14 protein-coding genes are annotated in these 14,173 nt (G+C 61.4%); 7 read left to right on the top strand and 7 right to left on the bottom strand.

Features of this window, described 5'->3' with window-relative positions; all coding sequences use genetic code 11:
* Positions 1-76 precede the first annotated feature (76 nt).
* Positions 77-418 carry a DivIVA domain-containing protein gene (locus AB0N72_RS11175; RefSeq protein ID WP_363930475.1) on the bottom strand — a complete coding sequence of 114 codons (342 nt, stop codon included), beginning with the start codon at positions 416-418 and terminating at the stop codon, positions 77-79.
* An 18-nt stretch (positions 419-436) separates the two neighbouring features.
* Positions 437-1,273 carry a TIGR00730 family Rossman fold protein gene (locus AB0N72_RS11170; protein ID WP_363930474.1) on the bottom strand — a complete coding sequence of 279 codons (837 nt, stop codon included), beginning with the start codon at positions 1,271-1,273 and terminating at the stop codon, positions 437-439.
* A 163-nt stretch (positions 1,274-1,436) separates the two neighbouring features.
* On the opposite strand from AB0N72_RS11170, the gene AB0N72_RS11165 reads away from it, so the two are divergent.
* From AB0N72_RS11165 to AB0N72_RS11150, 4 genes are all read left to right on the top strand, one after another.
* The gene (locus AB0N72_RS11165; protein WP_018776543.1) at positions 1,437-2,192 is read left to right on the top strand and encodes an amino acid ABC transporter ATP-binding protein; all 756 of its coding nucleotides are present in this window, start codon (positions 1,437-1,439) and stop codon (positions 2,190-2,192) included.
* A 56-nt stretch (positions 2,193-2,248) separates the two neighbouring features.
* Positions 2,249-3,124, top strand: a complete 876-nt coding sequence (locus tag AB0N72_RS11160) for a glutamate ABC transporter substrate-binding protein (protein ID WP_211714281.1) — start codon at positions 2,249-2,251, stop codon at positions 3,122-3,124.
* 94 nt (positions 3,125-3,218) lie between these two features.
* Complete coding sequence (locus tag AB0N72_RS11155; protein ID WP_211714282.1) at positions 3,219-3,869, top strand: amino acid ABC transporter permease; 651 nt, start codon at positions 3,219-3,221, stop codon at positions 3,867-3,869.
* Entirely contained in the window at positions 3,866-4,726 is an 861-nt protein-coding gene (locus tag AB0N72_RS11150) for an amino acid ABC transporter permease (protein ID WP_363930473.1), read from the top strand. The genes AB0N72_RS11155 and AB0N72_RS11150 overlap by 4 nt, the downstream gene beginning before the upstream one ends.
* 1,071 nt (positions 4,727-5,797) lie before the next feature.
* On the opposite strand, the gene dapE is transcribed toward AB0N72_RS11150, so the two are convergent.
* The gene (gene dapE / locus AB0N72_RS11145) at positions 5,798-6,922 is read right to left on the bottom strand and encodes a succinyl-diaminopimelate desuccinylase (protein ID WP_363930472.1); all 1,125 of its coding nucleotides are present in this window, start codon (positions 6,920-6,922) and stop codon (positions 5,798-5,800) included.
* A gap of 85 nt (positions 6,923-7,007) precedes the next feature.
* Here dapE and dapD point away from each other — a divergent pair, with 85 nt between their 5' ends.
* Positions 7,008-8,033: a 2,3,4,5-tetrahydropyridine-2,6-dicarboxylate N-succinyltransferase gene (gene dapD / locus AB0N72_RS11140; protein WP_363930471.1), complete on the top strand. Its 1,026-nt coding sequence runs from the start codon at positions 7,008-7,010 to the stop codon at positions 8,031-8,033.
* A 13-nt stretch (positions 8,034-8,046) separates the two neighbouring features.
* Positions 8,047-8,889 carry a hypothetical protein gene (locus tag AB0N72_RS11135; RefSeq protein ID WP_363930470.1) on the top strand — a complete coding sequence of 281 codons (843 nt, stop codon included), beginning with the start codon at positions 8,047-8,049 and terminating at the stop codon, positions 8,887-8,889.
* 63 nt (positions 8,890-8,952) lie between these two features.
* Here the strand turns inward: AB0N72_RS11135 and AB0N72_RS11130 are convergent, their stop codons facing one another.
* Together AB0N72_RS11130 and AB0N72_RS11125 are read right to left on the bottom strand one after the other, a co-directional pair.
* The gene (locus tag AB0N72_RS11130; protein ID WP_363930469.1) at positions 8,953-9,564 is read right to left on the bottom strand and encodes a hypothetical protein; all 612 of its coding nucleotides are present in this window, start codon (positions 9,562-9,564) and stop codon (positions 8,953-8,955) included.
* Between the two features lie 74 nt (positions 9,565-9,638).
* Positions 9,639-10,262, bottom strand: a complete 624-nt coding sequence (locus tag AB0N72_RS11125) for a TetR family transcriptional regulator C-terminal domain-containing protein (protein ID WP_363930468.1) — start codon at positions 10,260-10,262, stop codon at positions 9,639-9,641.
* Between the two features lie 80 nt (positions 10,263-10,342).
* Between AB0N72_RS11125 and galE the strand changes: the two genes are divergently transcribed.
* The gene (galE, locus tag AB0N72_RS11120) at positions 10,343-11,359 is read left to right on the top strand and encodes a UDP-glucose 4-epimerase GalE (protein WP_363930467.1); all 1,017 of its coding nucleotides are present in this window, start codon (positions 10,343-10,345) and stop codon (positions 11,357-11,359) included.
* Positions 11,360-11,508: 149 nt separating this feature from the next.
* Here the strand turns inward: galE and AB0N72_RS11115 are convergent, their stop codons facing one another.
* Positions 11,509-12,792 (bottom strand): citrate synthase, encoded by a 1,284-nt coding sequence (locus AB0N72_RS11115; RefSeq protein ID WP_024817462.1) that lies wholly within the window; start codon positions 12,790-12,792, stop codon positions 11,509-11,511.
* Between the two features lie 231 nt (positions 12,793-13,023).
* Complete coding sequence (gene dapC / locus AB0N72_RS11110) at positions 13,024-14,172, bottom strand: succinyldiaminopimelate transaminase (protein ID WP_363930466.1); 1,149 nt, start codon at positions 14,170-14,172, stop codon at positions 13,024-13,026.
* Between the last annotated feature and the right edge of the window lies 1 nt (position 14,173).

The following is a 14,173-nucleotide window of genomic DNA, read 5'->3' as shown; positions in this document are numbered from 1 at the left end:
CTTGCCCCCGCGTCTGTCACGACCCGGGAGAGCCGCGCCGCGGGTCCTTCGCCATGCCGGGCCTGTGCCGGAACTGTCACTGTTGGGTCCGGCCGGTTTCGCCGTCCCCGGAGTGCTGCCGCGCAAGCGCACCAAGTCTCTCTATTTCTCGGTCCTTGGCCCGCAGCTGGTCCCTGAGGTCGTCGAGGACCTGGTCCACCTGGTCCATCCGGTAACCGCGCAGCCCCAGCGCAAAGCGCAGGGAATCGACGTCGGACGGCTGCGCCTCGGCCGGCAACAGCACAGGGGGCAGGTTGGGAACGGGGTCATCGAGACCGGCTCCCACCGTGCGCCCCCGGGAGATCCCGACGCCGAGATACAGCGCCGCACCAACCAGGACAATCGCGAGAAACACCAGGAAAAAACTCACAGTGTCCATCGTGCCAGAAACGCCCGGCTACTCAGGGCGTTGTTCTCCCGTGGGCGGCGGGATCGGAGCCCCGTGCAGCACGCGGTGGACGGCATCTGCAGGGTCGTCCACCAGCTGGATCAGGTCCAGGTCCTTTTCAGAGACCATGCCCTCTGCCACCAGGGTTTCCCTGATCCACTCGATCATCGGACCCCAGAACCGGACACCCAAAAGGACGATCGGGAACGAGGTCACCTTGCGTGTCTGGACAAGGACCATGGCTTCAAAGAGTTCATCAAGGGTCCCGAGTCCGCCGGGCAGCACAACAAAGCCCTGCGCATACTTGACGAACATGGTCTTGCGCGCGAAGAAATACCTGAAATTGATGCCCAGGTCCACCCATTGGTTGAGCCCCTGCTCGAACGGCAATTCGATGCCCAGGCCCACCGAGATTCCGTTACCCTCAACGGCGCCCTTGTTGGCGGCCTCCATGGAGCCAGGTCCACCGCCGGTAATGACAGCGACGCCGGACTCTGCCAGTTTGCGCCCCACCTCCACGGCCATCTCGTAGTACTCGGTCCCCGGCTTGGTGCGGGCTGAGCCGAAGACACTGACGGCAGGGCCGAGGTCAGCCAAAGCACCGAAGCCCTCTACGAACTCGCTCTGGATCCGGAGGACGCGCCAGGGGTCGGTATGGACGAATTGGCCGGCACCACTCGTATCCAGCAAATGCTGATCGGACATTCCCGTATCCGCCTGTTTGCGGCGAAGCTCCAAAGGACCCTTGTGTTTGGCTGGCGCAATCTCCGACGGCAGGGGGACATGGGCGACCCTGCCGTGGCCATTGGCATCCGGGTTGGGAATCGAGTGCTGGCTGATGCTCATTGCCCAAGGCTAGCGCCTATGGACGCCAGCTCCACCGCAGCGACCCGCTTCTTGCATTGCAGTCTGGTATATGGCTGGGGAGCAGGTTTCTGTTCAGTCACGATCTTCAGGAAGTTGCCGTGACCGTGGTCATATTTGCTTCTTTGTTCGCTAGATTCTTCGTATGACTACTCAAGCGTCCGGCGATGCCCTCGTCTCCCTCAACGGCGTCAACAAGCATTACGGTCAATTGCACGTCCTCAAAGACATCAACCTCCAGGTTCGGAAGGGTGAAGTCGTGGTAGTTATCGGACCTTCCGGTTCCGGTAAGTCCACGCTGTGCCGTGCGATCAACCGTTTGGAAACGATCGACGACGGCGATATCGCCATCGACGGGAAGAAGCTTCCCGAAGAAGGCAAGGATCTCGCCCACCTTCGGGCCGACGTCGGAATGGTCTTCCAGTCCTTTAACCTGTTTGCCCACAAGACGATTCTTGAAAACGTCACTCTTGGGCCGATCAAGGTCAAGAAGGTCGCCAAGGGCACCGCGGACAAGGAAGCCATGGCCCTTCTTGAGCGTGTCGGCGTCGGACACCAGGCTCCGAAGCTTCCTGCGCAGCTCTCCGGCGGACAGCAGCAGCGTGTGGCTATCGCCCGCGCTCTTGCCATGAAGCCCAAGGTGATGCTGTTCGACGAGCCTACGTCCGCGTTGGACCCCGAAATGATCAACGAAGTCCTGGACGTCATGATCCAGCTGGCCAAGGAAGGCATGACCATGATCGTGGTAACCCACGAGATGGGCTTTGCCCGCAAGGCTGCTGACCGGGTGGTGTTCATGGCCGACGGCCAGATCGTGGAAGACGCAACCCCGGAGGAGTTCTTCACCAACCCGAAGAGCGACCGTGCCAAGGACTTCCTGTCCAAGCTACTGACCCACTAGCTCCTTACAGCCCGCACCCTGAGGCCGTAAGGCGGCCATCCAATGAAAGGAACGTCATGAAGTCTCTTATTACCCGGAGGAAGTCACTCCTGGTGGCCGCTTCAGCTGCTCTTGCCCTGACGCTGAGCGCATGTGGTGGCGGCACGTCCACCACTCCCCCAGTCGCCTCCGCCAGCTTCGCAGCCGGCACCACCATGGAGAAGCTTAATAAGGCGCAGAAGATCACTATCGGCACCAAGTTCGACCAGCCGCTTTTCGGCCAGAAGGGCCTTGACGGCAAGCCTGTCGGTTTCGACGTGGAGATGGGCAAAGCTATCGCCGCCAAGCTGGGTATCCCCGCCGATAAGATCGAATGGGTGGAGACTGTGTCCGCCAACCGCGAACCATTTATTGAACAGGGGCGCGTCGACATTGTCATCGCGACTTACACCATCAATGACTCCCGCAAGGAAAAAGTGTCCTTCGCCGGACCGTACTACGAAGCTGGCCAGGCCCTCCTGGTGAATAAGGACGACAACTCCATTACCAAGCCGGAGGATGTCAAGGGCAAGAAGGTCTGCTCCGTCACGGGATCCACGCCGGCCAAGACCATCGTCGACAAGTACGGCGCAGAACTTGTTCCTGCTGCCAACTACACCGCCTGCCTGGAGCCGCTGCGCAACAAGCAGGTTGTCGCTGTTACTACTGACAACGTCATCCTGGCCGGATATGTGGATAAGGAACCGGACGCATTCAAGCTCGCTTCGGACCAGACATTCACCAAAGAGCCCTACGGCATCGGCCTGAAGAAGGATGACACCGTCTTCCGCAACTGGATCAACGACCAGCTTGAGGGATTCGCAAAGGACGACACCTACAAGAAGGCTTGGGAAGCAACCGCAGGCAAAGTTATCAAGACGGTCCCTGAGCTTCCAAAGATCGACCGTTACTAATTAGAACCGGTGGATGTCGCCGTTCCGTACCGGAGCGGCGACATCCTTTCATCTTTAGGATTCAGTCCTAGTCCCGCCACAGACGAAGGAAGCCATGGACGCCATCTTCGAGAGCCTTCCCCAATATTGGGATGGATTTCTCCGAACCCTGTTTCTAGCTGTTGTTTCGGGCGTCATCGCCCTGGTCATTGGTACCCTCCTGGCCGCCATGCGCGTCTCACCTGTCGCCGCATTGCGGGGTTTCAGTACGTTCTACGTTGAGGTCGCCAGAAACACTCCCCTAACCATCATTTTCTTCTTTTCCGCAATTGTGCTTCCCCGCCTTGGCGTCAAATTTGAACAGTTCGAAGTCGCAGCAATCATTGCCCTCAGCAGCTACACCGCCGCCTTTGTCGCGGAAGCTGTACGCTCGGGCGTCAATAGTGTCCCTGTGGGACAAGCGGAAGCCGCGCGCAGCGTCGGCATGACATTCACTCAGGTCTTGGGGCTGGTTGTTCTGCCCCAAGCACTCCGTACCGTAGTTCCCCCCTTGATTAACATCATGATCGCCCTGGTCAAGAACTCATCCGTTGCCGGCGCGTTCTTTGTCCTCGAACTTTTCGGCTACGGCCTTCAGCTGTCCAACAGCCGGGGTGACGCGGTCATGTGGATCCTGATCGGGGTGGCCTTCTTCTACCTCCTGATCACAGTTCCGCTCGGACTTCTTGCTCACTTCGTCGAGAAAAAGGTGGCGATCGCCCGATGACTTCGGTTCTCTATGACGTTCCCGGCCCTAAGGCCAGGCGCATGTCCCTCGTCGCCTCGGTGATTGGCGCGCTCATCATCCTCGCTGGGGTGATCGGCGCTATCGTAATCCTGTCGTCCCAAGGCATCTTTAGCGCCTCCAGATGGGAAGTCTTTGTCAACGAGTCCGCCAAAGATGTCTGGACGCAGCTTGGCTTGGGTTTGCTGGCCACATTGCAGGCCGCTGGTGTCGCCGCCGTGATTGCGTTTCCTTTGGGCGTCGCCCTCTGCCTGCTGCGCATCTCGCTGATTCCATGGGTCCGTGTTCCCACCCAAGTGGTTCTCGAGTTCCTCCGCGGTATGCCGGTAGTCCTGATGATCCTGTTCGTGCTCCTGGTGTTTGCCACGAGCCCGTACGTGGCGGTTGTCAGCGGCCTTGTGTTGTATAACTCCGCCATTTTCGCTGAGATCCTGCGTGCCGGTATCCAGTCGCTGCCGAAAGGTCAACGCGAAGCCGGCCTGGCGATTGGCCTTCGCAGTTTCCAGTCGCGAATGAGCATCGAGTTTCCGCAGGCAATCCGGCGAATGCTCCCGTCACTCGTCGCCCAATTGGTGGTGCTCCTGAAGGACACGTCCTTGGGATACATCGTGGCGTACGAAGAGCTCCTTCGTAAGGTGAAGTTGATTTCGGATCTTGAACCGAGTCTCCTGTTCTCGGCATTCTTCGTGGGCGCCGCGATCTACATCCTGATCAACCTCTCGGTCTCCAGGCTTGCGATCTGGATCGAGCGCCGCGGTTCCAAGAAGGCCGCCGGTGGCACTGCGCCGGCAATCAAAACGGTGGATTTGGAGGTCAACGCACCGGGCGCTGGCAAATAAGCGCTCCGGCGTGGAGAACTCCTATTAAAAAAATTGAGACGCCCATTCTCGTCAGAATGGGCGTCTCAATTAAATGTAATGAACTAAATAGTTATGCAGGGCCTGGAACTTATGCTTTCAGGACCGAGTCCACTCGATACGTAGATGTTGATCTGACCACAGTAGGTACCAGATCCATTCATCGGCACCGCAAATCCATTCCCTGAATACCAGGTACCTGGCGTCGGTGTGGTCCATTGGTTGCCGCCGTTACTCGGGAACGTTGCCATGGACACTGAGCCAGTTTGCTGGTAGCAGACGAAGCTTGGATAGAAGATTATTACACCGTGATAGCCGTCCACCTCCGACCACGAGCTCAACTCGCAACTTGCAGCTGCGTGCCCCGGTCCCGCCGATGCAATCAGAGACCCCATCGCCAGCACAAGGACTGCCGTGTGGCTAAGCATTCTTTTCACGATGTTCATCACGGGCACCCCGCTCCGGTGCTGGAGGCCGATTGCTGGAACTTTCCGGTTCCGGGCTCGATGTAGTCAATGAGGACCCGCGAACACCAGTTTCCCGAAGCATAGGCCGAAGTCACGTTTATGCCCTGACAGTCGCCGCCGCCAGACGACAGCGAACAGCTCGTATACGAGTCATTTACGTACCACCCATTGTGATACAAGATAACAGCCACGCCCAGTGTCAATGGCGGGGTGTACATGCAGCGACCAAACCCATAGGCAGTAATAGAACTGCCCACCGCCAATCCAGGACTTGCGAAACAGTTGGGTGTGGCCACTGTCGAGGCGGAAGCATCTCCCGCCACCTGCTTGGCTGCCGAGTCCGAAGCTACAGCAGAGCCCATGAATCCAAGTGAAAATAGCGCAATGCTGATCGATGCAGCTGCTTTCAATCTAAATCGCATACTTCCCCCAACTAAGTAGTCAATAATCGACAAAACTTGACTAGTCTTGTCATGCGAGTCTACATGCTGCGCACAATGAGACAAGTGGTAAGAACTGGCACTCATAAAGAAGGCCCGCAGCTACCAAGCTGCGGACCTTCCTCTTTGCTGTGCCCGAGTCCGGATTACGGCGCCAGCCACGTCCGCAGGGCACGGAGGCACTCACGGATGGCATCGGCGTCGACGTGTTCGTTGTCTTTGTGCGCCAGCAATGGATCACCCGGCCCGAAGTTCACCGCCGGGATACCCAGCTCACTGAAACGCGCGACGTCGGTCCACCCGTATTTGGGCTTGGGCTCCGCGCCGACTGCGGCAACGAAGGACGCCGCCGCTGGGTGGTTGAGGCCGGGACGCGCGCCGGCAGCAGCGTCCGTGCGAACGACGTCGAAACCTTCGAGGAGTTCGCGGACATGGGCTTCAGCCTGGTCGGGTGTTTTGTCGGGCGCGAAACGGTAGTTGATCTCCACCACGCAGCGGTCCGGGATGACGTTTCCTGCCGTACCGCCATTGATCTTCACCGCATTGAGGCTTTCCCGGTAGTCCAGGCCATCGACGTTGATGGTCCTGGGCTCGTAAGCGGCCAAGCGCTCAAGGATAGGAGCAGCGGCGTGGATCGCGTTGACGCCCATCCAGGCGCGGGCCGAGTGCGCTGTTTCGCCGAGGGTCGTCGCCTCGAAGCGGCTGGTTCCGTTGCATCCACCTTCCACTGTGCCGTGCGTGGGCTCCAGGAGGATCGCGAAATCACCCGTCAGCAGATCGCCGTGGTTGCGGACCAACCGGCCCAGTCCGCTCTTGACGGCTTCCACTTCCTCGTGGTCGTAGAACACAAAGGTGACATCCTTGTCCAGCTGCCGGCCGTCGTCGAACAATGTTGCCGCCAGAGCGAGCTGCACCGCCACGCCGCCCTTCATGTCCGTGGTCCCGCGCCCGTAAAGGACACCTTCGCCGGGAACGCCGGACTCCCACGTGGCGGGGACAGTACCCAACGATCCCTCCACGGTGGGCAGGGGAACTGTGTCCAAGTGGCCGGCAAGAATGACGCGTTCAGGTCGGCCAAGTTCGGTCCGGGCAATGATGGCGTCGCCGTCGCGGACCACCGTGTACGCGGGAATGGCGCGCAGGGCGGTTTCAACGGCATCGGCCAGTTCGGTCTCGTTTCCGGAGACACTGTTGAAGTCGATAATCGCGGCTGTCAGGAGTGCGACGTCCTGGCGCAGGTCAAGGAGGGCGGGAGCAGGATTCAAGGTCACCCGTCCAGCCTAATGCCCGCAAATGCGACTTCTACGGCATGAGACGGGTTTTAACCCAGCTATCCCTGCTGGATAGACTTGGCCCATGACTGAAACTGCTTCCTCCGCTGCGCCCGCGAACGCGCCCACCAACGATCGATCAGCTTACGGATTCGGCCTCGCCACCATAGCCACTTCGGCCTCCGGGGAAGCAACGGTCCTGGATGTTTGGTTCCCTGCACCCTCGCTGGGCGTTGCTGCCGAGACCCTGCGCGACGTCGAAAACGCCGATCCCGCACTCACCGCCCTGGCCGAAGAAGGCAAGGACGCTGACCGCGGCACCGAGCAGAAGGTTGTCTTCGCACAGATCGACCTCGACGCCGCCCCGGCAGACACTGCCGACGCCTACCTCCGCCTGCACCTCCTTTCGCACCGCCTGGTCAAGCCGAACAGCATCAACCTCGATGGCGTCTTCGGCAAGCTTCCCAACGTGGTGTGGACCAACTTCGGTCCCGCAGCCGTGGAGGGCTTCGAGCTGACCCGGGCCCGCCTGCGCAAGCGCGGCAATGTTGTGGTTTACGGCGTGGACAAGTTCCCGCGCATGGTTGACTACGTTGTTCCCACCGGAGTGCGCATCGCCGACGCCGATCGCGTCCGCTTGGGTGCGCACCTCGCCGAAGGAACCACGGTCATGCACGAAGGCTTCGTGAACTTCAACGCAGGAACCCTGGGCACCTCCATGGTGGAAGGCCGCATCTCTGCAGGCGTCGTGGCCGGCGACGGCACGGACGTCGGCGGCGGCGCGTCCATCATGGGCACGCTCTCTGGCGGCGGGAAGGAAAAGATTGCACTTGGTGAGCGTGTACTCCTTGGCGCCAACTCGGGCGTGGGCATCAGCATCGGCGATGACTCCGTGGTGGAGGCGGGCCTCTACGTCACCGCCGGAACACGGGTGCGCGTACCGGGCCCCAAGGACGAGAATGGCGAAGACACCAGCCAGATCATCAAGGCAGTGGAACTCTCCGGCGTCCCCAACCTGCTGTTCCGCCGCAACTCCACCACCGGCGGCGTGGAAGTCCTTCCACGCAAGGGCCAGACGGTGGAGCTGAACGAAGCCCTTCACGCCAACTAGCAGGAGGACCTCCGTGCGCCGGCTCCGCCGCGCCATCGTAGTGGTGCTGGCCCTGGCCCTGGTAGCTGGCGCCATCTACGCGATCGTCGCTGTACTGCAGCGCTCCGAGACCCTGGTCACGGAGCGCTGCGTCGCCGTCGTCGGTTCCGAAAGCCATGAGCTGGCCACGGACCAGGCAGCGAACGCATCGCTCATCACGGCCATCTCCGTGCGTCGCGGGCTGCCTCCCCGCGCAGCGAGCATTGCGTTGGCAACTGCCATGCAGGAGTCCAGGCTGCGCAACATCAACTATGGCGACGAGGCCGGTCCCGACTCGCGCGGGCTGTTCCAGCAAAGGCCATCACAGGGGTGGGGCACGGAAGCCCAAGTGATGGACCCCGTGTACGCCAGCAACGCGTTCTACGACGGCCTGGTCAAGATCCCCGGCTACGAGACCATGGAAATTACCCAAGCCGCCCAAGCGGTCCAACGTTCCGCCTTCCCCCGCGCCTACGCCCAGCACGAACCCATGGGCCGCGCTTTTGCATCGGCCCTGACGGGCCACTCGGAATCGTCGCTGAACTGCGAACTGCGCATGCCCGAGGCGGCAGGTGACCCCGCCGTCGTCGTTGATGAACTGACGACGGCGTTCGGCACCCAGTCCGCGACGGTCCAGGGACGCTCGGTGCAGCTGGAGATCACTGGAACCCAGGCGTGGGCAGTGGCGCATTGGGCCGTGGCGAATGCCAAGGCCCTCTCCATCACCCAGGTTGATGTTGCAGGTCAGACATGGAACAGGGAAAAGCGCGATGGCTGGCAGCCGGCCGCGGCGCCGTCGGAGACCGTCACCATCACGGTTTCCGCTCCCCCCACCTGAGTTTTTGTACAGCTAATGCCCTTAAGAAGCGCTCATAAGGGCATTAGCTGTACAAAAACTCCATTAGGCGAGCATCTCCACCACCGGCTGGACGTAGCTGCGGAACGCTTCGGGCTCGGACATCAGCCGGTGGCTCATGATCATGGTGTCCGGTTCCAGGTACCAGGCACGTGGCTCGTTGAGCGGCAACTCAATGATGGTCAACTCAAAGTCGCGGGAACTCCGCCCGACTTCCAGCAACCGGTCCTCCACCAGCTCGTTCAACAGCCCGGTCATGCCGCTGGCTGCCCGTTCGGCTTCAAGGCGGGCGTACTCGTCAATCCTGTCTGTAGCCCATCCCAAGGCCGAGCCGAAATGGGCTTGCAGGACCCGCTGGAGGGCCGGTGAGTTCCCAAAAGCCTTGAAGCTTGGGGGCGCCAGTTCCGAGACCGGTTTGGGGTAGGACTTCAGCAAGCTCTCCCACCAGGCTTCCCACTCGGTCTTCAGGGCATTGATGCCGCCCACGTCCGAGGTGAGATGGCTGTGGTCTGCGTGCCGGACCTTGGGGTCCGCATGCGAGAGGCTTGGTCTTCCGACGCCGTCCAGGCCCGCAACATCACGTAGGTACAAGGCGATGAGCATCGGCCCGGAGGTGTCCATGGTGATGCGCCACCCCGGGCCGTCTGATACGTGCATCCCAATACCTCCCGTGGCAGGATACCGACATCTCCAAGTCTATTCCTGATGAGCGGCTCTGTCCCATGCCCGTATCAGGGCGCTGCCAGCTCCTGCAAAGACCGCAGATGCGCTGTGAGGACATCGCTGCACACTTCGGCAGTCATCCACTCGGGCTGCAGCAACGCGTGCATGCAAAGCCCGTCCATCGTGGCCAGAAGACGCTCTGCCTCGGTGACCAGCCTCTGCTGGGCATCGGCCTGGGCCGGGCTCAGAAGCAGTATCAAGCGACCCACCAGGGCCGCCACGGTGCGGTGGCTGCGCTCGGCTTCGGCGGCCAGGACTGGCTTGATCCGAGCTGCGTGGCGGAACGCCATCCACACACAGGCATCCACTGCAAGTTCCTCGTCCAAGGGCAGGAACTGGCCAAGGAAATTCAGGACTGCCGTGTGTTGTCCCGCACTGCCAGGGACTTCTTCTTCCACCTCGGACAGTGCGGATTCAAGCCGCCCTGCAATGCGGTCTATTACTGTTCCGAAGGAGAAGACCAGGAGTTCGTCGCTGCTGGCGAAGTAGTGGCGCACGGAGCCCACGGCCAACCCCGCCTCATCTGCGACTTCCCTCAGTGATGCCCGCTCCAGTCCGTCACTGGCGATGATCCTGAAAACGGCTTGGACGACTTCCTGGCGCCGGGCTTCGGCATCAACAATTTTGGGCACCAGTTGTTTTTAGCACGAACGTGCTTCAACACCGCTCAACACAGAGCGGCGTGGCTCCGATTTCCGATAGCGTAGGGACCATGAAAATTCTTGTCACGGGTGGCACCGGCTACATCGGCTCCCACACCGTCTTGTCCCTTCAGGAAGCCGGCCACGACGTCGTCGTGCTCGATAATCTGGTGAACTCCAGCGAGGAATCCCTGCGCCGGGTGTCCGAGCTCACCGGTAAGACTGCAGCCTTCCACAAGGTTGACCTGGTGGACCAGCCCGCCGTCGAGGCCGTGTTTGACCAGCACCAGATCGATGCCGTGATCCACTTCGCCGGACTGAAGGCAGTAGGAGAATCCGTCCAGGAGCCCTTGGCCTACTACTACAACAACATCGTGGGCACCCTGAACCTGCTCCGCGCCATGGACAAGCACGATGTCCGTTCCATCGTCTTCAGCTCTTCGGCCACCGTCTATGGCGAGCACAACCCGATCCCCTACATCGAGAAGATGGAGATCGGCGCCAACAACCCGTACGGCCGCACCAAGGAACAGATCGAGGACATCCTCTCCGACCTTGGCAATGCCGACGACCGCTGGCATATCGCACTGCTGCGCTATTTCAACCCGGTGGGCGCGCACCCGTCAGGCCGCATCGGCGAGGACCCTCAGGGCATCCCGAACAACCTTGTCCCGTTCATCGCGCAAGTAGCGGTTGGACGCCGCGAGAAGCTGATGGTCTTCGGTGGCGACTACGACACCCCGGACGGCACGGCGCAGCGCGATTACATCCACGTGGTGGATCTCGCGGACGGCCACGTGGCAGCCCTGAACTACATCGCAGACCGCGCCGGCGTCCGGCGCTGGAACCTCGGCTCCGGCCGTGGATCTTCCGTGCTGGAGGTGCTCCGGTCCTTCGAGAAGGCCGTGGGCCAGCCGATTCCCTACGAAATCACCGGCCGCCGCGCCGGGGACCTCCCCGCGTTCTGGGCCGACGCATCCTCTGCGCTGGCCGATCTGGGCTGGTCCACCACCAAGACCGTGGACCAGATGTGCGAGGACCACTGGCGCTGGCAGAAGAACAACCCCTACGGGTACAACGCTTCCTAGTAACAACGCGGGGTCACTTAGGGCCCATTTCGGCCTGCTTTATGGGCCATAAGTGACCCCGCGTTGCTTTATAACGGGCGGAAACGACGGCGGCCGCCCACCTCGGGCGAGGTGGGCGGCCGCCGTCGTTGTTGACGCTTTTACCGGTATCAGTTGGCCGGGTAGTTGCGCTCCGGCTCCCCTGTGTAGAGCTGCCGCGGGCGGCCGATCTTGGTCTGGGGATCGTTGATCATTTCGCGCCACTGGGCAATCCAGCCCGGGAGGCGGCCGATGGCGAAGAGGACCGTGAACATCTTCTCCGGGAAACCCATGGCCTTGTAGATCAGGCCGGTGTAGAAGTCGACGTTCGGGTACAGCTTGCGCTGGATGAAGTAGTCGTCCGCGAGGGCCTTCTCTTCAAGGCGCATGGCGATGTCCAGCAGTTCGTCGTTACCGCCGAGCTTGCCAAGGACCTCGTGTGCCGTTGCCTTGATGATCTTGGCGCGAGGGTCGTAGTTCTTGTAGACGCGGTGCCCGAAGCCCATGAGGCGGACGCCGTCTTCCTTGTTCTTGACCTTCTCCATGTAGTCCTCGGGCTTGATGCCGTCGGCCTGGATCTGGCGGAGCATCTTCAGCACGGCCTCGTTGGCGCCACCGTGGGCAGGACCGAAGAGGGCGTTGATGCCGGCCGAAACCGAAGCGAAGAGGTTCGCGTTGGACGAGCCCACCAGTCGCACCGTGGAGGTGGAACAGTTCTGCTCGTGGTCGGCGTGCAGGATGAGCAGCAGGTCCAGGGCCTTGACGACCACCGGATCCATTTCGTACTGCTCAGCCGGCAGGCCGAAGCTCAGCCGCAGGAAGTTCTCCACCAGGTTCATGGAGTTGTCCGGGTACAGCATCGGCTGGCCGATGGACTTCTTGTGTGCGTAGGCCGCGATAACGGGCAGCTTGGCCATGAGGCGGATGGTGGAAACTTCCACGTGCTCCGCGTTAAAGGGATCCAGCGAGTCCTGGTAGAACGTGGACAGCGCCGAAACAGCCGAGGAAAGAACCGGCATGGGGTGGGCGTCGCGCGGGAACCCGCCGAAGAAACCCTTGAGCTCTTCGTGCAGGAGCGTGTGACGGCGGATCTTCTGGTCGAACTCTTCCAACTCCGTGGGGGTAGGAAGGTTGCCGTAGATCAGCAGGTAGGAAACTTCGAGGAAGCTCGAGTGCTGCGCGAGCTGCTCGATGGGGTAACCGCGGTAGCGCAGGATGCCTGCGTCGCCGTCGATGTACGTGATGGCCGAGGTGGTGGCCGCTGTGTTCATGAAGCCGGGGTCATAGGCAACGGCGCCCGTCTGCTTCAGCAGCTTGGAAACGTCGTAGCCTTCGTTTCCTTCTACAACCTTGATGCGCGGCAGTTCGAGTTCGCCGCCGGCATGGCGCAGTGTCGCGCTGGTGGTCTCAGTCATGGAGTCCCCTTCATGAGGCCTTTGGGCCTCTATCGAACGCTTGTCCAACCACCTTCTGGTGCGGCCTTGTTCGGCCCTGCTGTTGCAGGGCTCCAACGGCCGGAGTGCATTCTTAGAGAAGGCCACCATTGATAGTCAGTTAAAAGCTACCGCCAGTAACCCTCCGGAACTAATCCGTAGCCTCGGGTTACTGGCGGAATGACGCTGTTAGTGGCGCAAGTCACAGCATTGTTATGCGTTGGAAGCAAGCCTCTCGACGGCGGCATCGATCCGCTCGTCGCTGCCGGTCAGGGCAACCCGGATGAACCCGTTCCCGGCGTCGCCGTAGAAAACCCCGGGGCCCACCACAATGCCGAGGTCAGCGAACCGGGAAACGGTGTCCCATGTGGCTTCGCCGGCCGTGGACCACAGGTAGAGCCCGGCCTTGGACTGGTGAATCTGCAGCCCGAATTTCTCGAGGGCAGGAACAATCCGCTCGCGTCGGCCCCTGTACAGATCCTTCTGCGCAAGGACGTGGCCGGCGTCGCCCAAAGCGACACGCATTGCCTCCTGGACCGGGAAGGGAACAATCATGCCCGCATGCTTGCGGCTGTTGACCAGGTTGGCGATGATTGCGGAGTCACCGGCAACAAAGGCCGCCCGGTAGCCGGCGAGGTTGGATTGCTTGCTCAAGGAGTAGACACACAGCAGGCCATCCGTGGAGCCGCCAGTGACGCGCGGGTCCAGGATGCTGGGGACAGCTTCTCCCCCGCGTTGGGCATCCCATTCGCCCCAGCCCAATTCTGCGTAGCATTCGTCCGAAGCCAGCACCGCACCCAGTTCGCGGGCCTGCCCAACGATCCGGCGGAGCGACTCAACGTCACGGACACTGCCTGTGGGGTTCCCCGGGGAGTTGATCCAGATGAGGCGGACCTTCGCACGGGTGGCCGGATCCAATTCATCCAGGTCATCGGCTGCAACCGCTGTGGCACCTGCCAACGAGGCGCCGATGTCGTAAGTCGGGTAGGCGACAGTAGGACGGACCACGACATCGCCGGCGGTCAGTCCGAGCAGGAACGGCAGCCAGGCCACAAGCTCCTTGGAACCAACTGTCGGCAGGACGTCCTTCGGATCCAGGCCCGGCACTCCGCGCCTGGCGGCAAACCAGTCCACGACCGCTTGGCGGAGTGCCTCGGTGCCGTGGACGGTCGGATAACCGTGGGCGTCCGCAGCGTTGGCCAGCGCGTCCCTGATCAGCCCGGGCGTCGGATCCACCGGCGTTCCGATGGACAGGTTCACCGCACCGCCGGGGTGTTGGGCCGCCTTGGCGACATACGGCGCCATGGCTTCCCAAGGGTAGTCAGGCAGGTTCAGGCCAAAAGCCGGTGCCGCTGAAATCACC

Origin of the sequence: Paenarthrobacter sp. NPDC089307 (genome assembly GCF_040685055.1) — a bacterium.
Taxonomy (GTDB): domain Bacteria; phylum Actinomycetota; class Actinomycetes; order Actinomycetales; family Micrococcaceae; genus Arthrobacter.
Note: the sequence above shows the minus strand (reverse complement) of the source record. Positions and strands in the feature narration are given on the sequence as shown.

Coding starts and splice junctions, on each gene's coding strand:
- AB0N72_RS11175 (WP_363930475.1), bottom strand. CDS start 418: ATGGACACTGTGAGTTTTTTCCTGGTGTTTCTCGCGATTGTCCTGGTT.
- AB0N72_RS11170 (WP_363930474.1), bottom strand. CDS start 1,273: ATGAGCATCAGCCAGCACTCGATTCCCAACCCGGATGCCAATGGCCAC.
- AB0N72_RS11165 (WP_018776543.1), top strand. CDS start 1,437: ATGACTACTCAAGCGTCCGGCGATGCCCTCGTCTCCCTCAACGGCGTC.
- AB0N72_RS11160 (WP_211714281.1), top strand. CDS start 2,249: ATGAAGTCTCTTATTACCCGGAGGAAGTCACTCCTGGTGGCCGCTTCA.
- AB0N72_RS11155 (WP_211714282.1), top strand. CDS start 3,219: ATGGACGCCATCTTCGAGAGCCTTCCCCAATATTGGGATGGATTTCTC.
- AB0N72_RS11150 (WP_363930473.1), top strand. CDS start 3,866: ATGACTTCGGTTCTCTATGACGTTCCCGGCCCTAAGGCCAGGCGCATG.
- dapD (WP_363930471.1), top strand. CDS start 7,008: ATGACTGAAACTGCTTCCTCCGCTGCGCCCGCGAACGCGCCCACCAAC.
- AB0N72_RS11130 (WP_363930469.1), bottom strand. CDS start 9,564: ATGCACGTATCAGACGGCCCGGGGTGGCGCATCACCATGGACACCTCC.
- galE (WP_363930467.1), top strand. CDS start 10,343: ATGAAAATTCTTGTCACGGGTGGCACCGGCTACATCGGCTCCCACACC.
- AB0N72_RS11115 (WP_024817462.1), bottom strand. CDS start 12,792: ATGACTGAGACCACCAGCGCGACACTGCGCCATGCCGGCGGCGAACTC.